The sequence below is a fragment of the Gemmatimonadales bacterium genome, from assembly GCA_036265815.1.
In the GTDB taxonomy this organism is placed as follows: Bacteria; Gemmatimonadota; Gemmatimonadetes; order Gemmatimonadales; family GWC2-71-9; genus CAVVWJ01.
The window spans coordinates 1-24,409 of record DATAOI010000026.1; the positions used below are offsets into that span (position 1 = coordinate 1).

A 24,409-nucleotide genomic window follows, 5' to 3' on the forward strand; every position below is an offset into this window, starting at 1 on the left:
ACGTGTAGTCCGCTCATCCCGGCGAGGGTGGTGGTCAGGTCGGTCGCCATGCCGTCGCCCAGGTAGGCATCGGCGGTGTCCCGGCTTCGCGACGCGAACGGGAGGACGCCGACGCGCCTGGAGGTGACGGCGGCGGGACCGGCGGGAGACGCCCCGGCGGGGCGGCGGTGGCTCACGAGCCAAGTGCCCAGTCCGAGCAGGACCAGCACGGCGCCGAGGGTGACTCCAAGAGCGAGCCGCCGCGACGAGCGGGGCGCCGCGGCGGCGACCGGCCGCGTGGCCGTCGGGGTGATCCCGCCGCTCGGCGTCAGCAGCGCCTCGAGCTGGGGGATCAGCTCCTCGGCGCTCTGCCAGCGATCGGCCGGGCGCTTCTCCAGGCACCGCATCACCAGCGCGGCCAGCGCCGGCGGCATGGCCCGGTGGTTCGCGATAGGCTCGGCGACGGCGGTCACGTGGGCCGCGAGCACCTGTTGAGGGCTGCTGCCGGTGAACGGTGGCCGCGCCGCCAGCAGCTCGTAGGCCACCACCCCGAAGGCGTAGAGATCGGCGCGGTGATCCACGTGGGGGTCCGCCACCGCCTGTTCCGGCGCCATGTAGGTCGGCGTGCCCAATGCCACGCCCACGGTGGTGAGCGACTGGCGTCCGGTGGCGTCGCTCAGGGCCTTAGCCACGCCGAAGTCCATCACCAGCGCGTGCCGGCCGCGGAGCATCACGTTCTCGGGCTTGAGATCGCGGTGGACGACCCCGTGGCGGTGCGCCTCGGTGAGCGCGTCGGCGATGTCGCGGAGGATCCGTACCGCCTCGCCGATCGGCAGCTCGCCTTCTTTCGTCAGCTTGTCGCGCAGGGAGAGGCCGTCGACGTAGGGCATGACGTAGAACAGCAGGTTGTCGACCGCGCCAGAGTCGTACAGCGGCAGGATATGCGGGTGTTGCAGGGCCGCCGCCACCTTGATCTCACGGAGGAAGCGCTCCTTGCCGAGCGACGCCGAGAGCTCCTCGCGCAGCAGCTTGAGCGCGACCTTGCGGTCGTGCCGGAGGTCGTGGGCCAGATACACGGTGGCCATGCCGCCGGCACCGAGCTCGCGCTCGATGGTGTAGCGCTCGGCGAGGGCGGCGCGGAGGCCGTCCGGCAGGACCAGGGGGGCGCTCATTCCCCTCGCAGCGCTCCGGACACCATCTTATCCATGGCCGCCCGCGCAGCACGCTCCTCCAGCTCTGCCTCATCAGCGTTGCCCAGCGCCGAGTAGGCACGCGACAGGAGCAGCCTGGTCTGGGCGAGATCCACCCGCAGGTCGATGTCACCCCAGATCCGGCAGGCGCGCCGAAGATGCAGCATGGCCTGCTTGGCCTCTCCGCGAGCGAGCTCGACTCTGCCCCGCGCCACGGCGGCCGACGCCACCAGCGCGGGCGACGAGTAGACCGCGCTGATCTGCTCCAGCTCCGAGGCGCCCTCCGCGGCCGCGACCACGTCGCCGCAGGCGACTCGGAGCTCCACCAGCGCCGGCAGAAGCTTGGCGCGGTCGAGCGCGGTATGCCCCGTCTCGATCAGGGCTCGCTCGACCATCGCGCGAGCCGCCTCGGACTTCCCTTCCGCCAGCCGCAGCAAGGCCAGGCCGGGCTGCGGATCCCGCCCTCGTGCGTGCGCCTCCCGGAACATGTCGCCGGCGCCGGGCAGATCGCCCAGCCGCAGGCGGATCTCCCCGAGCTCGTAAAAGGCCTCGCCCGCAACGTCGGTCAGGAAGTCCGTCAGCTCGTCGGCCGCGCGGCGCGCCTCGTGCTCTGCCTCCTTCAGCGCCCCACGCAGGCGAAGGATCCCCGCGCGGTGAACGCGGCAGATGCCCGGGTATCCCGATTTGGCATGTGGCTCGCACCAGGCGTTCGCCAGATCGTACCACTCCGCCGCGCGGCCGAAGTCCCCAACGCGATCGCAGGTGCTCATCATGTTGCAGTAGGCGCGGCCGGCCGTACGCGGGGTCAGCTCGCCGGCCATCACCGCGGTCATCGCCTCGTCGATGAGCACCATGCCGTCCTTCACCCTGCCGATCGCCACCAGTGCCCGCCCTCGGTCCTGCAGCGCCAGAGCCACGAGATCGGTGTCGCCGACCCGCTGAGCGATCCCGAGCGCCGTCTCGGCGTGCTGCAACGCTTCCTCCGGCCTGCCCTCGCCATCCAGGGCGATGACGAACCTGAGCCGATGCAGCCACCCGTGCTCGGCCGCTTCCGGCAGGCCCTCGAGGTGCCGCTCGGCCCGGCGAAGCCATCCCTGCCCGACCGACCGCGCCAGCCGATGGAAATGATCCTCCGCCAGGGCGAGCGCCACCGCCGCCGCCGCGCGAGGCTGGTCGCGCTCGACGTACTGCCGGTAGGCCCGTTCGCGCGCGCGGATGCTCGTCATGCTATCCGACACCCACCAGGCGGCCTCCGCCAGGCGGTCCAGGTCTGCTGCCTCCAGGCCGCCCGTGGTATCCACCGCCTTCAGGCCCTCGTACGCCTCGAGCCAGGCGGTGCGGGCATACGCCGCCCGAGCACGCGCGAGCAGGTCCGTGCCGGACATGGCCGGCGCGGCTGTCGCTTCGCCGGCGCGGACGAACTCGAGGGCTCTGGCGAGAAGCCGGGCATCGTCGTGGCGCCGAGCGGGCTCCTTCTCCAGGAGCCGGTGCACCAGGGACTCGAGCGCGGGTGGCACGTCGGGGCGGAGCGATGCCAGGCGCTCCGGCTGCCGCCACTGAATGGCGTAGAACAGGGCTTCCAAGGAGTCCGCCGCGAATGGCGGCCGGCCCGCGAGCATCTCGTAGAGCACCACGCCGAACGCCCAGAGATCGGTTCGATGATCGACCGGATCGCCGGAGGCCTGCTCCGGGCTCATGTAGGAGAGGGTGCCGATCACCGCGCCCGTTCGGGTGACGTTCGCGTTCGCCCGGGCCACCTTGGCGATGCCGAAGTCCAGGATCTTGACGCGACCGCCGGGCGTCACCACGATGTTGGCCGGCTTGATGTCGCGGTGGACCACGCCGGCCGCGTGGGCATGGAGGAGACCGTCGGCCACCTGCAGCGAGTAGTCCAGCACTTCCGGCACCGGCAACGGCCCCCGGGAGATCTTCTGCTTGAGCGTCTCGCCCTCGTAGTAGGGCATGACGATCACGAGCTGACCGGCCTCGGGCTCCGCCACCTCGAAGATGGTGCAGAGGTTCGGGTGGTCGAGTGAGGCGATCGTCTTCGCCTCCTGGAGGAACCGGAGCTTGAGCTCCGGGTCGGCACTGAGCGCGCTGGGGAGAAACTTGAGCGCCACGAAGCGCTGGAGCCGCGGGTCCCGGGCCTTGTACACGATGCCCATGCCGCCCCCGCCCACCTGCTCGAGGATCTCGTACTGGGACATCGCCGCCGGCGGCGGGGTGTGGTGCGCCACCGAGCGCGCCACAGCTCGAGCGAGGCCCGCGGTCACGCCGCTCTGTTCGGCGGCTGCCAGCAGATCCTCGAGCTCGCGCCGGAGCTCAGGATCGCTCGCGGTTGTGCGTGCCAGGAATGCCGCGCGATCGGGCGGCGCGAGGTCGAGCGCCTCGTCGAATAGCGCCTCGATGCGCCGCCGGCGCGCGGAGGGATCGCTCGGTGTGTCAGGAGTCACCAGTGGTGCGCTCATGGGCGGGGTCTTAGCGAAGCAAGCTTGTACCCTGAGAAGGGCTGCGCAAGGGGCGCCGTCAGGATCACCGTGACGCCGCGCTCACCGCGGTCGAATCCCCGAACATCAGCCACTGGATGACCGACACCGGCAGGCTCCCGTAGCTGATGAGCTTGTCGTGGAACGCGCCCAGCCGGAACGCGGCGCCCTCCTGGTCCCGGTAACGCCCCAGCAGCCGCATGATCTGCCACTTCCCCACCATGTATCCGATCTTCTGCGACGGCGACGCCGCCGCCCCGGCCGCCTCGCCTTCGGCGGCCTCGCGGTCGAGCCCGCCGGCCTCCATGAAGTACTTGACCGCCTGTTCGAAGCTCCACCGCCCGGTCTGCAGGTTCACGTCGACCCCGATCCGCGCGGCGCGATAGCGGGCCAGCCGGAGCACCTGTCCCTGGGACGGCGACTGATCGGGATAGAGCCCTTCGCGCATCATCATCTCCTCCCCGTAGAGGGCCCACCCTTCGACGAAGGTGTTGTCGCCGTGCTGGCGGCGGATCTCGTCGGAGAGGTGGTTGGCGATCGAGATCTGCAGGAAATGGCCGGGGATGCCCTCGTGCCCCAGGATCGGGCGGGGATCCTCGATGGCGGCGCGAATATAGAAGTTGCCGCTCTTCGGGTTGTAGATCGGGATGAAGTAGAGGCCGCTGGGATCGCGGTCGTAGATGCCGGGAGCGTTCATGAAGCCGCCCGGGCTGGTGGGCTTGAACGCCTGGGGAAGCTGCCGGATGTAGAACTTGCCCATGTAGGGCGGGATGGTGACCAGGTGATTGGTGCGGAGGAACTGGACGATCTCGCCCAGCCGCGCCTCGTAGGCCGCCAGGAACTCGGCCTGGTCGGCGGGAATGTGCTTGCTGCGCGCGGGGTCCGGCGAGGCGAAGCTCGGGTCCTTGAGCATCGCCTCGAGGCCGCGATAGCGGGCCAGCTCGACCTCGCCCAACATCGCGATCTGGGACGCATCGTAGGGCAGCAGCAGCACGTGCTTCAGGAGGTAGTTGTAACGCGCCTCGCCCATCGGCTTCCACTCGGGCATGCCGGCCTGCCGCCCGTCGAGCCAGTCGGCGTACTGGTGGATGGCGCGGAGCGCGCCGTCCCGGGCCGTGACCAGCCGGGCGCGCTCGGCATCGGACAGGCTGTCGGCCAGGGTCATGAGACTGGTGGTGTACAGGTCGTCGCCGCCGCGGGCCGCGGCGATGGCGAGCCGGGCGAAGAGGCGCACCGGGTGCACGAGGTTGGTGCGGGCAAGGGCCAGCAGCGCCGGGACCTGCTCCAGCCGCGCGGTAGCGGCGAGAGCGCGGGTGCGATGCGGGGCGTAGTCCTTCTTGAGGAGGCTGAAGATCCCGTTGGCGGATTCGTTGAGGTACACCTGGGGATCGGACGCTTCGGGTTGAAGCGAGCGGCCGAAGAAGTCGGCGCCCTCGAGCTGGGCGCGGAAGAGCAGCCAGTCGACCCGGTCATCCTTGCTCCACCCCGCCGCCGGCCTAGCCTTGACGCTGTCGAGCAGCGCCGCGATGTGGCGCCGGGCCCGGAGCACGCTCGCCATGCGGAAGTCGCCGAGGCGGTTGTCCCAGCGGTGCTCGCCGGCGTCGCTGGTGGCGACCGGGTGGATGGAGTCGCGCCAGGCGTAGTAGGCATGGGCCGTGGTACGGAGGGCGGCCGGGGTCTGGGCGGAGGCCGGAGAGGGGAGGAGTGCGGCGGCCAGAACGCCCAGGCTCAAGCTGAACGGTCGGAGCATATGACCTCGGGATGAGAATACCGGTGACGATCGCGCCCCGTTGCGGCCAGACCCGTGCGACGGCGGCGCCCGTTCCTCATATTACATCGTCATATTACATCGTCGCTGGCCGCGGGAGGACTGGTGGGCCCGAAGACGTTCCAGAGGACTTCGTGATGGATCGGCTCCTGGGTGCGATGGCCATTCTCATCGAGTACCCGATCCTTGCCGCCATCATCGGCCTCGTTTTGCTCGGGCTCGGCCGATGGCTCCGCCGGCGAGTCGTCGCGAGCGTGGGCGTCGTCTGGCTCCTCTACGCGCTCTACGAATTCGGCATGAAGCAGCGTTGGCTGTGCAGCGGCGAGTGCAATATCCGAATCGACCTCCTGCTCATCTATCCCCTGCTCGTGCTTGGCCTGGTGGCTGCGGCTGTCAGCCTCTTCCGACGTCCCGCGGGCACGCGTCCCGGCCAGGAACCGGACTCCAACCCGCGCCTGCACTAGCTCCCACGAGGTGAATCATGAACGTCATCGTAGCTTCGCTCCAGGCCGAGTATCTCCGATACAAGGCGCTCGCCGAGGCCGCCCTCGGCCAACTGACCGAGGCCGAGCTCGTGGCTTCCGGTCCCGGCGGCGGCAACTCCATCGCCGTCATCTGCTGGCACCTCGCCGGAAACCTGCGGTCGCGGTTCACCGACTTCCTCACCACCGACGGGGAGAAGCCGTGGCGCAGGCGGGATGAGGAGTTCCAGCCTCGCACCGCCACCCACGCCGAGCTCCTGGCACACTGGGAGCTGGGGTGGGAGGCGCTCCTGAACACGCTGAGCGGGCTGACGGACGCCGACTTGGGTCGGACAGTCACCATCCGAGGCCAACCGTTGCAGGTGATCGAGGCGCTGCACCGGTCCCTGGCGCACGCCAGCTATCACGTCGGTCAGGTCGTCTATGCGGCGCGGGGGCTGCGCGGGGAGACCTGGCGCTTCCTGAGCATTCCGCCGGGACAGTCAGAGCAGTACAACGCGCGACCGACCTTGGAGAAGCCGGGCGCGCAGGTGGCAAAGGTGCGTTCGTAATCACCGACTGAGAAGTTGCCTGACTATCGGGTTTGGTGGGCCCTGTTCGTGTTCTTCGCGGCCCTCAGCGTCCTGGTCCTCCAGCGGCGCTACAGCCGCTGGCAGCGGGCAAAGGCGATACTCCAGGAGCTCCCAACCGAGATCCGCTCCGCACAGGAGCGACGGATCCGTCTCGAGGGCTGGCGTCTCGTGCTTATGGCCGCCAGCCTGGTCCTGATGACGGGTCTGGTCTTCAGCGCGTTTCTGGGCGTCCCCGCGCCGGTTCTGCTGCTGCTGCGGGTCCTGGCCATCCTCAGTGTGCTTGCCGTGGTCCTTCTGGGGCTCCGACTGTAGATCGCGCGTACTCCAACTGGCGATCACCCTACCTTCCGAGCACATTCCGGGTGGACGCATCCCCAGCCAGAAGGACGACCGACATCCGTACCGAGCTTGCGGGCGACCTGCGCGAACGATACGTGCTCGAGCGCGAGCTCGGCCGCGGCGGGATGGCCATCGTCTACCTCGCCCGCGACCTCCGGCACGAGCGGTCCGTCGCCCTCAAGGTCTTCCGGCCGGACGCCGCCGGCGCGCTCGGCGCCGATCGCTTCCACCGCGAGATCCGGGTGACGGCCGCGCTGCAGCACCCGAACATCCTTCCCGTCTTCGACTCGGGCCGCTCCGCCGGCCAGGCGTGGTACACCATGCCGTTCGTCGCCGGCGAGTCGCTCCGGCGGCGGCTCCAGCGCGAGGGCACGCTGCCGGCCGTCGAGGCCGTGGCGCTCGCCCGGGAGATCGCGGACGCGCTGGCGTATGCCCACGGGCAGGGTGTGGTCCACCGCGATATCAAGCCGGAGAACGTGCTGCTGAGCGGAGGACACGCGCTGGTCGCCGACTTCGGCGTCGCCCGGCTGCTCGGCCAGCGCGACGCGGAGCTGACGATGGCCGGCCACGCCGTCGGAAGCCCCGCCTACATGAGCCCGGAGCAGGTGGCGGGCGAGCCGGTCGACGGACGCGCCGACCTCTACGCGCTCGGCTGCGTGCTGTTCGAGATGCTCGCGGGACGAGCGCCGTTCACCGGACCCAACGCCCAGGCCGTCATGTCGCGCCGGCTGCTCGAGCCCGCGCCCGATCTCGCCGAGGTGCAGCCGGACACGCCGGCCTGGGTATCGCGCGTCGTGCGCCGCGCCCTCGCCCGCGATCCGGCCGAACGGTTCGCCAGCGCATCGGAGCTGGCGCGGTCGCTGGCCGAGCCGGTGGCTGCCCCCGACGCCCCGCGCCGCGCGGACGGCGAGCCGTCGACCCTGGTCGAGCGCGAGGAGTGTCTCGAGACGCTGGAGCGCGCGCTCCGCTCCGCGGCGGCCGGCCGCGGGGCGATGGTGGTAGTCTCGGGCGAAGCGGGGATCGGCAAGACGGCGGTCCTGGAAGAGTTCACCCGCGCGGAGCGGCCGATCCGGCTGCTCTGGGGCTGGTGCGAGGCGCTGTTCACGCCGCGGCCCCTGGGCCCGCTCTATGACATCGCCGCGCAGCTTGGCGGTGCCCTGGATGCCGCGCTCAGGAACGGCTCGAGCCGCGAGACGATCTTCGCCACCGTGCTCGACGAGCTCGGCCGGAGCCCCACGGTGCTCGTACTGGAGGACGTGCACTGGGCCGACGAGGCGACGCTGGACCTGCTCAAGTTTCTCGGCCGGCGCGCGTCGCGGCTCCCGCTGCTGGTGATCGTCACGGTGCGGGATGACGAGGTCGGCCCCGCCCACCCGCTGCGCTCGGTCCTCGGCGATCTCCCGCGCGGTGCGGTCCACCGGGTGAAGCTGCAGCCGTTGAGCGCGGCAGCGGTGGAGACGCTGGCCCGCCGCGTGGGCCGCTCCCCTCGCGGCCTCCACGCGGCCACGGCCGGCAACCCGTTTTACGTCACCGAGGTCCTCGCCGCCCGTCAGCGCGGCATCCCGGCGACGGTGCGCGACGCGGTGCTGGGCCGGGCGACGCGGCTGTCGCCCAAGGCACGCGAGGCGCTGGAGACGGTGTCGGTCATTCCGGGGAAGACCGAGTCGTGGCTGGTGGAGCACCTCCTCGGGCCCGATTCGGCGGTGGACGAGTGCTTCGCCGCGGGGATGCTGACCAGCGATCAGCAGGGCGTCGGGTTTAGGAACGACCTCGCCCGACGCGCGGTGGAGGAGAGCCTGGCGCCCGCCCGGCGCCGCGGGCTGCACGCACGGGCGCTCGCGGCCTTGGAGTCGGCGCCGTCGCCGGCCGCGGCTGCGAGGCTGGTGCACCACGCGGAGGGCGCGGGCGACGCCGCGGCGGTGCAGCGCTGGGTGACTGCCGCGGCTGAGCGGGCCTCGGCGCTCGGCGCGCACCGCGAGGCGGCGGCGCACTATGCGTTGGGCCTCCGATTCGCGGAGGGTCTCCCGCCGGAGCGGCGGGGCGCGCTGCTCGAGGGCCGCTCGTACGAGGAGTACCAGTACGGCCTGATCCCGGAGTCAATGGCCGCGCGCGAGGAGGCCCTGGCGATCTGGCGCCGGCTGGGGAACCGGCGGCGCGAAGGCGCCGCGCTCCGGTGGCTCTCACGGCTCGCCTGGTCGAGCGGGCAGCGGCAGGCCGCCGAGCGGTACGCGGCGGAGGCCGTGGCCGTGCTCGAGCCGCTGGGCCCGAGCCCGGAGCTCGCGTGGGCGTATAGCAACCGGTCGCAGCTCCACATGCTCGCGGCCGAGACGACGGATGCGGTGGCGTGGGGGGAGAAGGCGATCGCCATGGCGGAGACGCTCGGCGACGGCGAGGTCCTGGTTCACGCCCTGACCAACGTCGGCACCGCGCAGATCCGATCGCTTCGGCCGGAGGACGGGTACGCCAAGTTGGGGCGCGCGCTGCGGCTGGCAGGCGACGCGGGCTACCAGGAGCACGTCTCCCGCTGCTACGCCAACTTCACCGGGCTGGTCGTCGACAAGCGGTACTCGGAGGCGCGCCGGTATCTCGACCAGGGATTGGAATACACCGAGGCCCGGGATCTCGACTTCTGGACCACCTATCTCCGCACCTGGCGCGCGCAGCTCTTCTTCGACACCGGGGCGTGGAGCGACGCCGAGCGGGAGGCGACGGCCCTGCTGGAGCATGCGGGCACGATGCCGGTCGCGCGGATTCATGTGCTGTGCGTGCTCGGGCGACTGCGGGCGGCGCGCGGCGAGGACGCGATCTGGGAGATGCTGGACAAGGCGAAGGCGCTGGCGGACCGGACGGCAGAGCTGCAGCGGCTCGGTCCGGTGGCGATCGCGCGAGCCGAGGCGGCATGGCTCGGTGGGGATCCGGCACGCGCGGCAGTGGAGGCGCGGCCGGCCTACGAGCTCTCGGCGAAGAAGGACCATCCGTGGATCCGCGGGGTGCTGGCCGTGTGGCTGCACCGGGCCGGGGCGCTGGACCAGGTGCCGGAGGAGCTGCCGCGGGCGTGCGCGCTGGAGATCGAGGGGGATCCGGAAGGAGCGGCGGCTGAGTGGGAGCGGCTCGGCTGTCCCTACGACCAGGCGTTGGCGCTCGCGCACGGAGGGGCTTCCGACCTGCAGGCCCGAGCGGCTCGGCTGCTGGAGCCGCTGGGCGCTTCCGCGACCGTGCGGGCGATCCGCGCGATCTGACTCGGGGCGTCAGCCGATTTACTATGTCGTTCCCGCCCCGCTCACATGCTCCTTCCACCGCTTCGCCATCGCCTCCCCCGTGGCCTCGACCAGCTTCCCCACGATCGGATGCACCACCACACTGCCCACCGCGCCGGCCAGCTTCGGCAGGTTCGCCACGAACCACTGCTTCGCGGCCTGGAGCCTGCCCAGGTCGGGCTTGTCGGACTGGACCTCCTGCTGAATGGCGGCCACCTGCTCGAGCGCCACGGCCTTCCGCTCGGGTGGGGCCTCCGCCTCCACCTGGCGGCGCAACTGGTCCACCACCCGCGCCAGCTCCTCCCGTTCCTGCGAGGTCACCTGGGTGATGTTCTTGCCGACGGCGACCTGGCCGCCCTGCCCTACCGGGCCGATCGTGACGTTGAAGTTGTCTCCGCTCCCGCCCGCTTGATCCGCCATGCTGCCCCCGATCATCCGACGATGTTACAGAAGAAGTAGAGTGGCGGGCTCGGCGCGCTCTGGTTGCCCGCGGCGTCGCGTGCTCGCACGCTCCAGCTGAAGGACCCGTTGTGGGCGACGAGCCCGCGAACGTCTCGCCGGATGTCCGGGGTCGGCGTCTGCTCGTCGATCAGAACCTTCGGCGTGGTCCGCTGGTTGGTGCCCGGCACGAACTGCTGTTCCTCCAGCCGTACCAGATACCCCACGCCGTTGCCGCCCACCGCCGTCCAGGAGAGAACGATCGTCGTGGCGAGGCATGCGTCGGGTGCCTGTGCTGCGTCGGCTACGCCCGGCCCGATCGGCCGGGGACTCGGCAGCTCGACTGCCATGCCGGAGCCGGCCAGGTCCGCCTGCACCGACGGGAGCGTCCCGCCTTCGCCGAAGACGCTCAGCTTGCCCGTGATGTCGCCGGGCTTCTGGGGCGTGAAGCTCACGCCGACGGCGCAGCTCGCACCCGGCGCGAGCGCCGATCCGCAGTCATTGGACACGATCGCGAACTGGGTCGCGTCGCCCTGTCCGAAGATCCCCGCGACACCGCCGGCGCCGACCACGATGCGGCTGATGGGCATGGGCCGGGTCCCGCTGTTCGTGACGGTGACCGTCTGCGGCTCGCTCCGGCCGCCGGTTGGAGTCCCGGCGAAGCCGAGCGACGCCGGGCTCACCGCCAGCACCCCTCCCTCCGCCGTGCCGGTGAGGCCGACCCGATGCGGGCTGCCGGACGCATTGTCCGCGATGGTGAGGGCCGCGGCGTGGGCCCCCACTGTCGAGGGCGTGAACTGCACCGAGATCTCGCAGCTCTCGTTCGGCGCGAGGGTCTTCCTGGAGCATCTGTTCTGCTGGTGGAAGCTCCGCCGGTCGTTGTTGCCCGTGCCGTCGTCCTCGACCGAGATCTTCCCGACCGTAAGCGGCGCCGAGCCGCCATTGGTCACGCGGACGGCGATCGCGTCCTTTCGGCCGCTGAGGTCCTGGGTGCCGAAGTCGAGCGCCGCCGGGTCGATGCGCGCGACCGGGCCCACCGGCGCACTGCCGATGCCGGTCAGCGCGACCTGCTGCGCCGGCAGGCCGCCGGCGAAGGAAAGAGAGAGCGCGGCGCTGTGGTCACCCGCGCGCCGAGGGGTGAACCGCAGCTCGATCGAGCAGTGGCCGCCCGGCTCGACCGGCACCGCGCAGGCCTGCCCGGCCGCGAAGCTGCCCTGATCGGCGCCGCTCACAGTGATCGAGGCGAGCGTGAGCGGCGCATTCCCCGAGTTGGTGATCGTGACCGTGCGCGGCGGGGCTCCGGCGTTCACGGCCTGGGAACCGAAGTCGAGCCGCTCGGGGTCGACCCGCGCCACCGCGGCCGGATGGACTACACGCTGCCCACGGCCGCTCAAGGAAACCGTGGCGGCCATGCCTCCGTCGCCGGCGAGCGTCAGCCGGGCGGTCCGCTGGCCGACCTCCGCCGGCTGGAAGCCGACCTCGATGGTGCAGCGGGCCGCTGCACGAAGCGCGCGCCCGGTGCAGTCCTCCCGCACCACTCGGAACTCCGCCGACTGGGGCCCCTGCACCCGCACCCCGCGCGCCTGGAACTGTCCGGCCCCGCGGTTCGAGAGTCCCACCGCAGCGGTCACCGTCTCCCCGGTGGGCGTTTCCGGGAAGGCGACGGCCGAGGGCACCCAGACCAGCCGCGGAGTGGGCGGAGGAGGCGGCTTCGGAGCTGCGGTTCCACTACCCGTGCCGGCCAAGGGCACGCTGGCGAGCGTACGGCCGTCTTGATCGAAGATGCCGAGCGTGGCGCTCCGCGGACCATTCCCGGTGGGCCGGAACCGCACCCCTATCGCGCACCCCTGGCCGGACGCGATCCTCGCGCGGGAGCACTTCTCCGGCCCGACGGTGAACTCCGCCGCCTGCGGGCCCTGGGTGGCGACCCGCAGCCGCTCCAGGACGGACCCACCCCGATTGAAGAAGCTCACCGTCTGCATGGTGCTGATGGCACCCACGTCCTGGGGATTGAACCGGAGCGCGTCTGGAAGGGTCGCCGGCGGGGGACCGGGTGCCAGCGCTCTCCAGACTCCCCAGCCCGCGGCTCCGATCAGTGCCGCCACGCCCAGCTTGGTCGCCAGCGGCTTCCACCCGGCGACATGCACCGCGGGACCATCGGGCTGACCAGGGCCTTTGGACGGCTCCGGCCGATCGGGCGGGAGTGGCGGCGGGACGAGCAGACTGAGATTGTGGCGGGTCAGCTCGGCGCCCGCCGTGTCCTTCAGCGACACGCGAATCTCCAGCGCGCGGGTGAGCGCGGCGCGCGCCGCCGACTCCTTGCCGACACAGAGCGCCAGGGTCCCCGACTGGTGGAGCGACCAGGCCAGCTCGTTGGGCTTGTTGGCCGCGGCGGCCGCCTCGGCAGCCTTGGCGAGCACCCGGTCCCACGCGCCCCAGCGCGGGGCCAGCGCCAAGGCGCCTTCTACCCGGTGCGCGACACTCAGCACGTCATCCCAGCGGGAGGCCGCGGCGGCCCGGCCGAGGACCTGGATGATGGCCTCGCTGCTGCCGGCGATCTCCGCCGTCTCGATGCCGCCCTTCCCCGGCGGACTGGAGAAATACTCCAGCGCCCGGGCCTGCGTGGCGCTCGCCTCCGTGGCCGAGAGCAGCGATTCACCGGTGGCGGCCGGCGTGTAGCGGTCAGCCTCCACCCGAATCAGCTTGCGCTCGGCCAAGCCATCGAGCACCGGCTGGACGTCGGACACGCCGGCGATGGTGGCCGCCTGAGCCGCCGTGAGCGGGGCGCCCACCAGGGCCAGCACGCCGAGCACGCGGCGCGAGCGGTCGTCCGTGGGCGCCGGCGGCTCACCGGCGGCGAGGGCTCCCCCGTCGGCGCGACTCCGGGCCGCGGCCTGCAGCAGGCGCAGCGGATGGCCCTTCACCGCAGTGCAGAGTGTTCCTGCTGCCGCGGTCTCCACCTCGGTCAGAGGTCGGCCCAACTCCCGCTCGATGAGCCTGAGCGCCGCGTCCGGCGCCAGGCCCCCGAGGGCGATGGCCCGGCGGTCGCTGACGAGCTCGGGCCGCTCGTCGGCGAAGAGGAAGGTGCACTCGGGCGCCAGGTCGAGCACGCTCTCGAGCTGGTCGCGCGGGAGGCTGACGTCGTCCAGCAGGACCAGCGCCCTGATCCCCTGCAACGATCCGCGCAGCTCGGCATCGCTGGCCTTGTGTGGCTGGTCGGAAGCGTAGAACGCCTCGAACAGGCATTGCAGCAGGTCTCCCAGCACCTGTCCGCGGCCGGAGAGATAGACCAACCCGTCGGGGAAGGCCTTGGCGTCGAGCTGGCGCGCCAGGTGGCGGAGCAGCACCGTCTTGCCCACGCCGGCCTCGCCGGAGAGCTCGACCGGCATCGCCTCGAGGAGCGCGCGCGACGCGGCGCCGACCTCGGCATCCCGTCCGAGGAGGTTGGGGAATGGCCGGGGGAGCAGCAGGCGGGGGGCCGGCAGCCGTCGAGGCGGCGCAGGCGGAAGCGCGATGTCCACCCTGGCGCCCGCGGCAACCTGGCCGATCTGGACGATGTTGCTGCCGACCGCGACTTGGCCGCTGACTTCGCCGGTGATCTGAACGTTGTAGGTGGCGGGCGCCAGAGTATCAGTCATGGCAAAGCCCTATCAGCACTAGAAAATCCGCACCATCTCGCCCCAGCCCGTGCCAATCCGGTTTCCTGTGCCGGGCGGCGTCCATGTGGCGGCACCGGTGGCCGCGCCGGTATGGTTATACCAGTAGAGGTTACCATCGCGCTTCAGCGCGTAGATCACGCCCTTCCCGCCTGAGAAGGCGCTCGCTGCCTCGGCCCATCCGTTGCCGACCTTGGTAGCGACGGCGCCGTTCGCCCACGTGAACGTTCCGTCCGTGTGTCCTAGGTGGCGATACCAGTACAAGTCTCCCTTGCCGTCGATCGCGTAGATGATGCCGCCGCCACCGGCGAACGCCATCCGCACGCCGCCCCAGCCGACTCCTACTTTCGCGCCGATGCCGTCGTTTGCCCATGTGGCGCTGCCGTCGCCGTATCCCAGGTGCCGAAACCACAGCAGCTCGCCGCTCTTATTGATCGCGTAGATGACACCATCGCCGGCGGCGAAGGCGATCCGAACGTCCTGCCACCCATGGCCGACGGTCTTTGGCCCGATCCAGTTCGGCGCCCCGGTGGCGTGGCCAACGTGCTTGAACCAGATCAGGTCGCCTCTGCTGTCGACGCGGTAAATGACCCCGTCCTCTCCGCGAGGGCTGCCTTTGAATACCCTGAGTCCTTCATTCCAGGCGCTCCCGACATTCTTGCGTTGCCCCTGATTTGCCCAATTGGCCGAGCCATTGTCGGCTCCCTGATGGAATAGCCAAAACAGGTCTCCGTTTTCAGCGATTCCGTAGAGCGGCACACCTGCAATGGTGAGCGGCGGCCCTTCAGTCGTTGTGCCGACCTGGCCGTGGGCGAGGGGAACTCCCGCGATGGTCAATAGGGCGATGGCAATGATCCTTCGCATGGTGGCGCACACTCGTTTTATTGGGATGCCTTCATGCTACCGGGAGGTACTCGGCCGCACTAGGGGCAAACCGAGCCGGAAAGCGGCTGATTTGCGACACGCGTTCCCCGTGCGCGGTGTCGCAAACGTGGCACCGGATGGCTTACGACCGGTCGATCGTGGCCCGCGCCACCACCAGCAGGTGCGCGCTGGTGCCGAGCACCGATGGCTCCGCTTCGAGCAGCCTGGCCGCCTGGAGCAGATCGGCCCGGCGGCGCGGATCGGCCAACCGCTCCGCCACATCGGAGAGGAGCCAGCCTGGGCCCTCGATCCCGTACAGTCCCTCGACGGTCAGTCCCGCGCTCGCCACTTCCGCGCACAGCTCATCCGGCCGATGAAAGTATGCCGTGGTGAAGTAGTCGAGGCGCTCGGTCGGGTTCCGATGCTGTCCCTCCCGGAGGTCGCGATCCACGATGGCGGTGAATCGCGGATCCTGGAAGAGGTCACGGGTGAGCCCGTCGAGCGCCGAGGCCCAGCGTGAGATGGCGGCAGCGAAGAGCCGGCCGCCGGGTTTGAGCACCCGCTGCACCTCGCGGAGGGCGCGCACGCGATCGGGGGCCTCGGTCAGGTGATACAGTGGCCCGAGGAGGAGGACGATGTCGGCGCTCCGATCCGGGAAGTCCAGGGCCCGGGCGTCACCGACCCGACACGAGGCGAGCGGGCGGGAGGCGGTGGCGCTGCGCCGCTGCGCTTCCGCAACCAGCCGCGGCATCGCATCGACCAAGTGCACCGCATATCCCGCATCTGCCAACCAGAGCGCGTACGCCCCGGCGGCTCCACCGACGTCGAGCACCGTTGCGGGCGCCTCTGGTGCGTGGCGCTCGATCAGTTCCCGGGTGCGCAGCGCCTCGAGAAGGAAGGGGCCGTGCTCGAGCCGTTGCTCCTCAGGCGTCTGCTGATAGAACGCGGCGATGTTTGGGTCGATCGCAGGGAATGATCGGTCAGACACGGGCTACCTCCCTCCCTCGGCCCGGCACGTTCACGGACACACTGCTGGTGCCGGACAGTGTAACCAATCTGGCCAGATCGCCGACAGGAGAGCCACGGTTCAGGGGGTGACCGACGCCACATCGGCCTGGGGATCACGAGTCTCATTTTTCCTATAGGGTCCGTCGCCTCCGGGAATCTGTCAGGACTGGTTTCACGATGCGTGTCGGATTTGTCACCTTGGTTCTTGTTCTCGGGTGCGCCGGAGGGGATCTCACCCTTCCAGGCTCGGGAGATCCTGCGTCGCTCGTGATCGTCTCCGGTGACGGCCAGCGCGCCGAGGCCGGAAGCCTCCTCGATCAGCCGCTCATCGTCAAAGTCCTCGACCCAAGCTCCCGCCCCGTGGATGGGGCGAGTGTCGAGTTCCATTTCGTGGGCGACCTCCCCGGGGCCGGTCTGGACCCGGCAGCGGTATCTACTGATTCGGCCGGTCACGCGGCGGCTGCCGTGCGGCTGGGAACGGTGGCAGGGAATCAGCTCATTGCGGCCCAGGTGGCAGACAGTCGGTCGCCCGCGCTGAGCGTGCACTTTCGACTGGTCGCTCTGGCTCCCGATCCTGGCGGCGGCGGTGACAACCCCGGGAGTGGAGGCGGTGGCGGAGGTGATCAGGGTGGTGGCAGTGGTGGCGCCCCTCTCCCCCGCGGCGACGGATCTGGCGGTGGCGGTTCCCACGCTGGGGGAGCCGATCAGGGTGGTGGCGGCGGAGCCGGAGACGACCAGGGCGGCGGCCACGATCATGGCGATGGTGGTGATCATCGGGACGGCGGCGCGGACGGCCATGACGGCGGGGACGGTCATGGCGGCGGACACGGTCATGGCGACGGGGACTGAAGCGTCGTGGCCGTTCTTCTCCGTATTTATGGATGGTATTTCACGGCGGTAGTTCTGACGGGACTCGTGGTCGGCCTCGTTCTCCTGCTGGCCTCCCGCCGGCACCGGGGGTAAGTCATCGGCCTGGGCGCCGCTGGAACAGCTCCCAGCGGCCCTCCGCCTGGGTGTAGGCCCGGTTCTTCACCTTGTACCACACCGTCTCCGGCCCGTAGGGGTCGGCCTTCCGTTTGGCCACAATCCCTTCCAGATCGAGCCGCTCCGCCGCCGCGAACAGGTCCCGCCCGCGCTCCTCGATAAAGAACATCTGCGAGAGCACCGTGCTGGCCGCCCAGATGACCCGGTGCAGCGCCCGCTTCCGGCGGGTGAGTGACGATTTTCTGAGATCCTTCCCGTTCACCCAGAGCGCATCGAAGACGGCGTAGTGCAGGTTCCCCTTGCCCGCCCGCAGGCCCCGGAAGTCCTGCCGGCCCTGGTGGTCGAGTGCCACGACCTCCCCGTCGAGAATCGCTTCCTTGACCCGCAGCTCCTCCCGGACCCAATAGCACAGCTCCTGGAACTGCGCGAGCACGTTCCCCTGCTTGGAGAGGAAGTGGCAGTCCTGCCGGGTGACGTAGAGCAGGGCGCGGAACCCGTCGTACTTGGGCTCGAACAGATAGGCGGGATCATCAAACGGCTCGGCGCGGGCGACCGGGACGATCGGCTCGACCGGCGGCAAGGTGACACGGGCACCTCTCTCCACCGGGTCACTCCTCCTGTTGGCCGGAGGGGCGCCGGGAGCGCTGCCGCCGCTGCCCGATCGATGGCGGGCGGGACGGCCCACCCGGGGGAGCGCCGAGCAACTGCACGAGCCAGCCGTGGAGGTCGCCGAAGGTGACCGGCTTCATGAGGTAGGGGAAGTCCCGGTAGCCGCTCAGCAGATCGACCGCGTGCACGTCGCCGGGGTCGAACATGAGCACCACCCGGAGGGTCGGGTCCAGGTCCCGCGCCCGCTCGGCCAGCTCCCCGCCGTCCATCCGGGGCATGCTCAGATCGGCCAGGACAAGCCGGACCCGGCGGGGGTGGGCGGCCAGGAACCGGAGGGCGTCCCGGCCGCTCCGGCAGCTCCGCACCTGGTAGCCCATGGCGCGGACCATCCGGCTTACGATCGAGCGGGGGGTCTGCTCGTCGTCGACCACCAGCACCAACGGGCCGGTATCGAGGGGGATGACGCCGGCGTCCTCTGGGTCGGGCACAGGGCCTCCGGGCGGCCGCGAGCGGCTCGCCGTTGGGCCCTCTCCACGAAGAGGGCGTGACGGGATGCTGGATCAGGCTAAGGGATTGCCGGGACGGGGGCTGTGATGTGGACAACAGGGCCCGGCCAGGGCTCTCCACGTGGGTAAGTGGAGATGTGGTGCGGCCATCCGTCACATGGCCGCGAACCCTAGGTGGGTGTCGAGCTGGTCGCGACCTCCGGTGGCTTCGATTGGTCCAAGTCATCCGGCAGGGGCGTCGGCCGCGAAGTCCTCCCCGATTTCCTCCGCGTCGTCGCCGGCGTGGGCCTGTCATCAAAAACCTCTGCGATGAGCACCTCGCGCGGTATCTGGAATTCGTCGCAGACGGCCTGCCATGTGGTGACGCCGAGGAGAGCGCTGGCGATCTCCGATCGCTCCTCTGGCGACCGGTGAGGCAGACTGCCCTTGAGCACCTCGTCCGAGATGGTCAATTCGACTGCCTCGTGCCAAGCGGACGAGGGTTCGGCGGAGGTGACGCCCCGCTCCCCCCCTTCGACGATGAACAGGCCGTAGATCCGGCGACCCTGTCGATGATCCCACGCCGCGTCGAGGAGCCGGAGCATCTGATGCCGCACACTCATCCAGGCCGTGGAGGTCGTGGGACCGGTCTCCGTCCGTTTCCCTTCGATCACGATCACCGCGTCGGCAGAATCCAGATAGACGTCTGGCTGACTTGGCTCCTCGAGCACATACCACGCACGAGTCGAGGCGCGGCGTTCTTGAAGACTCTTCAACGCCTGCGCCACCGTGTCGGCATCCCGGTCGACGACCCGGCGCCGGTTGGCCATCACCTCTGGCCTGGTGCCCCATGCGGCGATAGTCCGTGGCTCCTCCGCATTCTCCAGGAGCCATCGCAGAAGCCCGGGCGGAGCTGCCAGTCTCGCCTCCCTGGGCCACCACTTGGCCACTCGCAGGCGGGAGTCCCCCGCCACCGGCCTCGGCAACTTTCGACTGTTCGCCAGCTCGAGGAGCCCTTGGAGCCAGAGTCTTCCGGACGGATCTAAACACTGCAGGTGCCCGAACACCGGCGCGATCCGGGTGCGGGACGAGTCATAAATGCCCACGGGGGTACTCCTTGCGACTGAGCCGACGGTGTCACCCGCTGTGAAGCTATCGCTCAGCATCGCCGATAGGTAGGCACCAGAACCCAGCCGGCCCCGACAACCGTCCTATCCGCCCTCCCACCAGCCGGCTTAGTCTTAGGTGTAGATGGAGCCGGTTGAAGAGCACACCACGAACGAGAGGTAGCAGCGACATGCGCGCAACCGTTATGTATGGCGCCGGGGACGTCCGGGTCGAGACCGTCCCCGACGCACGCCTCAAGGAACCGACCGACGCCCTGCTCACCGTCACCCGCGGCTGCATCTGCGGCAGCGATCTCTGGCCGTACAAGTCGATGGAACCCAGCGAGAAGGGACGCCGCATGGGGCACGAGTTCATCGGGGTGATCGAGGCCGTGGGGTCCGCGGTCCGCACCATCAGGCCGGGCGACCTGGTGGTCGCCCCGTTCGCCTGGTCCGACGGCACCTGTGAGTTCTGCCGGCAGGGGCTGCAGACCTCATGTCTGCACGGAGGATGGTGGGGCGGCACGGACCAGGATGGGGGCCAGGGTGAGGCGGTGCGGGTCCCCCAGGCGGACGGCACGCTCGTCCCGCTCCCGGTGGGGCCGGACGACGCGCTGATGCCGTCGCTGCTCACGCTGTCCGACGTGATGGGGACCGGCCACCACGCGGCCCGCGCCGCCCGGGCCGGCCCCGGCAAGATCGTGGCGGTGGTGGGCGACGGTGCGGTCGGCCTCTGCGGTGTACTCGCCGCTCGCCGGCTCGGCGCCGAGCAGATCATGCTGCTGGGCCGCCATCCCGACCGGATCGCGCTGGCGCGGGAGTTCGGCGCGACGGACATCGTGAGCGAGCGGGGCGACGAGGCAATCGAGCGGGTGCGCGAGCTGACCGGCGGTCTGGGCGCCCACGCCGTGCTCGAATGCGTGGGGTACGAAGAGTCGACGCTCACGGCGCTCAGCATCGCCCGGCCCGGCGGCGCCGTCGGGCGGGTCGGCGTGCCGCAGAGTGGGGCGATTCCGGCGGCGGTGCCGACGTTCTTCGGCAACGTCACCATCGCCGGTGGCCCGGCGCCGGCCCGCGCCTACATCGAGGAGCTGCTACCCGACGTTCTGGAAGGCAGAATCGAGCCAGGGCGCGTGTTCGATCGGACCACGAACCTCGACGGGGTGCCCGAGGGCTACCGGGCGATGGACCAGCGCGAGGCTATCAAGGTCATGATCGAGTTTTGATGCGTAACGGGTTCAGTCCTAACTCCCGGTAGAACGCATCAGTTCTGAGCGGCCGACCAAGAAAACGGCGCACCAGGGTGTCAGGTTCCTCCGTCCCCGCAGGTGCCAGAATATCATCGCGGTACGCTCGCCCCGTCCGAGGATCGAGTACGCCCGCTTTCTCAAACCTGGTGAACATGTCCTGGGCATACACCTTGGACCAAAGGTATCCGTAATAGCCGGCCTCGTACCCGGCCATGAAATGGCTGATGCTTGCCTCGGGGCGAGTGTCTCTGGGATACGGCATCGGCATGACGCTCGGCCAGAGGGCAAACCAGGCGGCCGTCGGCTCGGGAGGAGGCGAGGCGCTGTGCAGTCTCATGTCGTACAGTGCAAGGAAGACCTGAAGGCCCCACTTGTTGCCGTCATCCAGGTGCTTGAGGGCCAACATGCGTCGGATGAGCGGGAGCGGAAGTGGGGCGCCGGTGGTGACGTGGTGTGACACCCGTCGGAGAATCGCCGGCTGCCACATCCAGTTCTCCAGCATCTGCGAGGGGGCTTCAACGAAGTCCTGGAGGTAGGCGCTCGTGGTGAAATACGGGGACTGGTTGAGCACCGTGGCCATGGCGTGGCCGAACTCGTGGAAAAAGATGAGCACGTCGCCGTGGGTCAGGAGCGCAGGGTGTCCGGGCGCGGCCAGCGGCCAGTTCCCCACGATGGCCGTCCAGGGGAGCTGTCGCGAGCCATCCGCCTGCCGGAACGTCGGGAGCAGGTCGAAGTCGGCAAAATGATCGTATTTGTTCGGCCGTGGGAAGAGATCGAGGTAGAGCCGTCCCAGCGGTGCGGCGGACCCGGCCTCCGCCACCGTGAACTGGCGCACGCCGGGCGCCCAGGCACCGGCTGGCGTGACCTCACGGAACCGCACACCAAGCAGTCTGCTGTAGAGGTCCATCACCGCGGGGACGACGTGATCGACTGGGAAGTACTGCCGAACGAGGTTCTCGTCGAGCGCGTAGCGCCGGTTTCGGAGGCGCTCGAGGTAATAGAAGTAATCCCACAGCTCGAGATTCCCTGTGATCCCATCTTTTCCTGCCAGGGGCCTGAGTCGAGAAAGCTCGGCTGCCGCTTTGTGTCGGAGTAGCGGTTTCAGACGTTCCAGCAGATCCAGTACCCGCTCGGGAGACTTCGCCATCTTCGTGCTGAGCTGGTACGCTGCCCAATTCGAAAAGCCCAGCAGGTGCGAGATCGTATCGCGCACGGCCAGCGCCGTGTCGAGCCGCGCTACGTTCGAAGCACCGCCCCTATTTAAGTAGGCCCAGGCGAAGCGTTGGCGAGCCTCGCGATCCGACTCGTGTTTCAAGAACGGGAAGAACGTGCTCTCGTTGACTGGAACGGCCAGACTGTCGCCCTCACGCCGAAGCTGAGAGCGAAATTGAGGGTCGAGCCCCACGGTGTCGGAGAGTGGAATTCGGACTTGGGTCGAATCGGCGGCCAACGTAAGGTTGAAGTCGCGCTCGAGGTCGGCATGGTGCTGAAACAGGCGGACAACCGTCTTGCGAGTGGCCGAGTCCAGGGCGGCGCCGGCCTTCCGCCCCGTTTCTATGTAGAGCTTCACCAGCTGCCGATCTGCCTGTGCTCCTGACGAGGTGCCCGGTCCGGCGGAAATCTCGCTCCATGCCCGTCGGGCTAACGCATAGAGGCGAGCGTCCGCCGCTGCCTCTGCCGTGTAGCTGGACACGAGCTTGTCACATGCGGTGGAGGAATCGCGGACCGCACTGTCAGGCGAGAGCAGCATGAGAGTGCGAGCGGTGGTAATCGCGTTCTGGAAGCGAGTGTTGGCCCGCTCCACAGCCTGGAGCCGAGCAAAGGCGGGGGCAGAGTCGGGTGGCCCTTTGAGTAGCGTGTCGATGGCCGCTCGGGTATTGCTGACGGCCTCACGGCACCTGGCGGCCAGGGCCCTCCCGTTCAGATGCCATGCGGGGAGCGAGTCCTCGACTGCCATCGTGACTGGTTGTCGGGACGCCCCAGGCACTTCTCTGGAGCCGGCGGCCTGAGTGGGTGCCCAACCCAGCATCAGGACCGATAGTCCCCCGAACAGCCTGGGTGAGAAACGGCGGTACTGTGGCGCGCAGGAGTTGATACGATGAGGCATGTAAGACGGTCTCCGACGAAGGCGGTGGCGAGGTATTCGGCGCTACGGTAAGTCGTGGATTCAGAAGGGTCAAGGCTGCGCTTGACCTGGGAACGGGCCGAAGCAAGGGCCGCCTCAGGCGATTGGCTGGGTCCAGTCCTGATCGCTGCTTATGGCCTCGGCTACGTCGCTGTTGCATTCGCGCCGTGCAGCCCCGGCTGTACAAGGGACCATGCCCACAATGAACGAGCAGGGCCACTTTCTGATCTCACGAGTGATTTTCCTGACGGACCTTGCGGGGCCGCTCGTGTTGTTTGCCCGCTTGCCAAGATCCTGCAAACCTGCTACTGCCTGCCGGGGCGCCAGCAATCGAGAACCCCGGCGCCTAAACAGCGCATGCACGGCCGACGTTTCCTAGACTCCGGCCGGGCGCTCCGTCCCGTGAGGAGGCTGCGGCACGAAAGCTTTCCGGCCGCGGGCGTGATGATCCGAAGCTGATGCGCATGTCGTCAGGCGACACCACAAGCATCTAGGGCATTCCTGGCGGAGTCCAATAACCGGGGGGGAGGCTACTCCTATGTTCAGGCGGGCGCGCATCGACTGTCCGGGGCGGAACGTACGCGGACGAAAGGCCCGGTTAATAGGCGGGGTCGCCATTCTACTCGCCGCGCACGGGTGTGCGACCAAGAGATCCTCGCCTTCGTCCACTGTGCCCCCGGCACCGCGAAGCGTCGCGTGCCAAACCCTTGAGACCGCGGCCGCTGGAGGGCCACCGCCCCCGGCTTCTACAATTGTTCTGCGCTGGCTGGGAACGGCTAATTTCGAGGTCGCCTACGAGGACCAAGTCATTCTACTTGATGCCTTCTTTGATCGGGGCCCTCGGAACCGGTCAATCGGAGTGACAGCCGAGGAAATCAAACATGTCAATCTGATTCTCATTGGACATGCCCACTGGGATCACATCGCCGATGCGGCGCGTATCGCCCAAGAAACTGGCGCCCTCGTCGTTGGCGCCACCTCCGCTGTCCGGGTAGTTCAAGCCGCCGGCCTGCCAGAAGATCAGACCCGAATTGTTACTGGTCGCGGTGGCGAGGTCCTGCAGTTCGACAGATTCAAGGTCGAGCCTGTGCTGGCTCACCATAGCGTCCTGCAACCGGGCGTGCTCGGCAAGTTCGGCGAGGCTATGGCCGTGGTCGATGGTGCTCCATCTGCTGAGGCGGCGGTGGCTGAGGCCGCTATCAAAGCTCGGGGGAGCAACGACTCCTCAATCGACAGTGAAGGCACGCTTGCGTACCTCCTAACCTTCGGCACCGGGTTTCGCCTGATCTGGCTCGACAGCGCAGGCCCGATCACCGAGGAAGAGCGCCGCCTGATGGAACGGATCGGCGGGGTCGACGTCGCCATTGTCGCCTACCAAGGCCAGTTTCTTGCCCGACCCCAGGTCGCGGCGACCTTGCCCTTAGTGAGCCTCTTCCACCCGCAACTGTATTTGCCAGCGCACCACGACGAACTCGCGGGCTTGTTCCCGGATCTGGGGATCGAGCCCCTCCTGATGGCTATCCGTGACAGCTTGCCAGGCACCAGAGCTGTGGCACCCCTGTACCGGACACCCATCTGTCTGAGCGCGCAGGGTGGTGGATCAAAAGCGCGCCACGACGGCGTTAGGCAGCCGGAAGAACCCGGCGAGGGCGGGCGGCGGACACCATTTGAAGGAGGGAGGTGACCTATCGGCCGGCAGCCTATCAATGCCTGGCTCCGTGGGTTGAAGCCGGCTAAGTGATTCTCGCCGGCGAGTCCACCCGACCGACGCATATACCGCCGCCGATCCCGACTATCGGCGGACGTGTCAT

Annotated in this window: 18 protein-coding genes; 7 read left to right on the forward strand and 11 right to left on the reverse strand. The window is 69.3% G+C overall.

Annotated elements, in window-relative coordinates; translation table 11 throughout:
- From VHR41_04740 to VHR41_04750, 3 genes are all read right to left on the reverse strand, one after another.
- Positions 1-1,151 (reverse strand): serine/threonine-protein kinase (locus tag VHR41_04740; protein ID HEX3233477.1); only part of this gene is annotated, 1,151 nt, incomplete at its 3' end.
- Complete coding sequence (locus VHR41_04745) at positions 1,148-3,637, reverse strand: protein kinase (GenBank protein ID HEX3233478.1); 2,490 nt, start codon at positions 3,635-3,637, stop codon at positions 1,148-1,150. The genes VHR41_04740 and VHR41_04745, both read right to left, overlap by 4 nt.
- A gap of 64 nt (positions 3,638-3,701) precedes the next feature.
- Positions 3,702-5,405 (reverse strand): DUF885 domain-containing protein, encoded by a 1,704-nt coding sequence (locus VHR41_04750; GenBank protein HEX3233479.1) that lies wholly within the window; start codon positions 5,403-5,405, stop codon positions 3,702-3,704.
- Between the two features lie 155 nt (positions 5,406-5,560).
- On the opposite strand from VHR41_04750, the gene VHR41_04755 reads away from it, so the two are divergent.
- From VHR41_04755 to VHR41_04770, 4 genes are read left to right on the forward strand one after another with little or no spacing between them, the layout of a single operon-like run.
- Positions 5,561-5,887 (forward strand): hypothetical protein, encoded by a 327-nt coding sequence (locus tag VHR41_04755; protein ID HEX3233480.1) that lies wholly within the window; start codon positions 5,561-5,563, stop codon positions 5,885-5,887.
- Positions 5,888-5,904: 17 nt separating this feature from the next.
- Positions 5,905-6,456, forward strand: coding sequence for a DUF1572 family protein (locus VHR41_04760; protein ID HEX3233481.1), 552 nt, complete (start codon positions 5,905-5,907; stop codon positions 6,454-6,456).
- 15 nt (positions 6,457-6,471) lie between these two features.
- Complete coding sequence (locus VHR41_04765) at positions 6,472-6,789, forward strand: hypothetical protein (GenBank protein ID HEX3233482.1); 318 nt, start codon at positions 6,472-6,474, stop codon at positions 6,787-6,789.
- A 50-nt stretch (positions 6,790-6,839) separates the two neighbouring features.
- A complete protein-coding gene (locus VHR41_04770; protein ID HEX3233483.1) occupies positions 6,840-10,055 on the forward strand; it encodes a protein kinase in 3,216 nt (1,071 codons plus the stop codon).
- Between the two features lie 21 nt (positions 10,056-10,076).
- Here the strand turns inward: VHR41_04770 and VHR41_04775 are convergent, their stop codons facing one another.
- From VHR41_04775 to VHR41_04790, 4 genes are all read right to left on the reverse strand, one after another.
- Complete coding sequence (locus VHR41_04775; GenBank protein ID HEX3233484.1) at positions 10,077-10,493, reverse strand: hypothetical protein; 417 nt, start codon at positions 10,491-10,493, stop codon at positions 10,077-10,079.
- Between the two features lie 11 nt (positions 10,494-10,504).
- Positions 10,505-14,149, reverse strand: a complete 3,645-nt coding sequence (locus VHR41_04780; protein HEX3233485.1) for a choice-of-anchor D domain-containing protein — start codon at positions 14,147-14,149, stop codon at positions 10,505-10,507.
- A gap of 18 nt (positions 14,150-14,167) precedes the next feature.
- Entirely contained in the window at positions 14,168-15,031 is an 864-nt protein-coding gene (locus VHR41_04785) for a tachylectin-related carbohydrate-binding protein (GenBank protein HEX3233486.1), read from the reverse strand.
- A 142-nt stretch (positions 15,032-15,173) separates the two neighbouring features.
- Positions 15,174-16,019 (reverse strand): class I SAM-dependent methyltransferase, encoded by an 846-nt coding sequence (locus VHR41_04790; GenBank protein ID HEX3233487.1) that lies wholly within the window; start codon positions 16,017-16,019, stop codon positions 15,174-15,176.
- Positions 16,020-16,625: 606 nt separating this feature from the next.
- On the opposite strand from VHR41_04790, the gene VHR41_04795 reads away from it, so the two are divergent.
- Positions 16,626-16,940, forward strand: coding sequence for a hypothetical protein (locus VHR41_04795; protein ID HEX3233488.1), 315 nt, complete (start codon positions 16,626-16,628; stop codon positions 16,938-16,940).
- Positions 16,941-17,003: 63 nt separating this feature from the next.
- On the opposite strand, the gene VHR41_04800 is transcribed toward VHR41_04795, so the two are convergent.
- The 3 genes from VHR41_04800 to VHR41_04810 all read right to left on the reverse strand — a co-directional run bounded on the left by VHR41_04800 (position 17,004) and on the right by VHR41_04810 (position 18,947).
- Positions 17,004-17,627, reverse strand: coding sequence for a hypothetical protein (locus VHR41_04800; protein ID HEX3233489.1), 624 nt, complete (start codon positions 17,625-17,627; stop codon positions 17,004-17,006).
- 4 nt (positions 17,628-17,631) lie between these two features.
- Positions 17,632-18,120 carry a response regulator gene (locus VHR41_04805; GenBank protein HEX3233490.1) on the reverse strand — a complete coding sequence of 163 codons (489 nt, stop codon included), beginning with the start codon at positions 18,118-18,120 and terminating at the stop codon, positions 17,632-17,634.
- Positions 18,121-18,308: 188 nt separating this feature from the next.
- Complete coding sequence (locus tag VHR41_04810; GenBank protein HEX3233491.1) at positions 18,309-18,947, reverse strand: hypothetical protein; 639 nt, start codon at positions 18,945-18,947, stop codon at positions 18,309-18,311.
- A gap of 467 nt (positions 18,948-19,414) precedes the next feature.
- Here VHR41_04810 and VHR41_04815 point away from each other — a divergent pair, with 467 nt between their 5' ends.
- Positions 19,415-20,449, forward strand: coding sequence for a zinc-dependent alcohol dehydrogenase family protein (locus tag VHR41_04815; protein ID HEX3233492.1), 1,035 nt, complete (start codon positions 19,415-19,417; stop codon positions 20,447-20,449).
- On the opposite strand, the gene VHR41_04820 is transcribed toward VHR41_04815, so the two are convergent.
- Positions 20,433-22,043 (reverse strand): M3 family metallopeptidase, encoded by a 1,611-nt coding sequence (locus VHR41_04820; GenBank protein ID HEX3233493.1) that lies wholly within the window; start codon positions 22,041-22,043, stop codon positions 20,433-20,435. The two genes, VHR41_04815 and VHR41_04820, sit on opposite strands and share 17 nt — an antisense overlap.
- Positions 22,044-23,136: 1,093 nt before the next feature.
- Here VHR41_04820 and VHR41_04825 point away from each other — a divergent pair.
- The gene (locus VHR41_04825; protein ID HEX3233494.1) at positions 23,137-24,282 is read left to right on the forward strand and encodes an MBL fold metallo-hydrolase; all 1,146 of its coding nucleotides are present in this window, start codon (positions 23,137-23,139) and stop codon (positions 24,280-24,282) included.
- The last annotated feature ends 127 nt before the right edge of the window (positions 24,283-24,409 follow it).

What these genes read in the sequence shown, in the direction of transcription:
- VHR41_04745 (HEX3233478.1), bottom strand. Translation starts at nt 3,637, where the DNA reads ATGAGCGCACCACTGGTGACTCCTGACACACCGAGCGATCCCTCCGCG.
- VHR41_04750 (HEX3233479.1), bottom strand. Translation starts at nt 5,405, where the DNA reads ATGCTCCGACCGTTCAGCTTGAGCCTGGGCGTTCTGGCCGCCGCACTC.
- VHR41_04755 (HEX3233480.1), top strand. Translation starts at nt 5,561, where the DNA reads ATGGATCGGCTCCTGGGTGCGATGGCCATTCTCATCGAGTACCCGATC.
- VHR41_04760 (HEX3233481.1), top strand. Translation starts at nt 5,905, where the DNA reads ATGAACGTCATCGTAGCTTCGCTCCAGGCCGAGTATCTCCGATACAAG.
- VHR41_04775 (HEX3233484.1), bottom strand. Translation starts at nt 10,493, where the DNA reads ATGGCGGATCAAGCGGGCGGGAGCGGAGACAACTTCAACGTCACGATC.
- VHR41_04780 (HEX3233485.1), bottom strand. Translation starts at nt 14,149, where the DNA reads ATGACTGATACTCTGGCGCCCGCCACCTACAACGTTCAGATCACCGGC.
- VHR41_04785 (HEX3233486.1), bottom strand. Translation starts at nt 15,031, where the DNA reads ATGCGAAGGATCATTGCCATCGCCCTATTGACCATCGCGGGAGTTCCC.
- VHR41_04810 (HEX3233491.1), bottom strand. Translation starts at nt 18,947, where the DNA reads ATGGCCAACCGGCGCCGGGTCGTCGACCGGGATGCCGACACGGTGGCG.
- VHR41_04815 (HEX3233492.1), top strand. Translation starts at nt 19,415, where the DNA reads ATGCGCGCAACCGTTATGTATGGCGCCGGGGACGTCCGGGTCGAGACC.
- VHR41_04825 (HEX3233494.1), top strand. Translation starts at nt 23,137, where the DNA reads ATGTTCAGGCGGGCGCGCATCGACTGTCCGGGGCGGAACGTACGCGGA.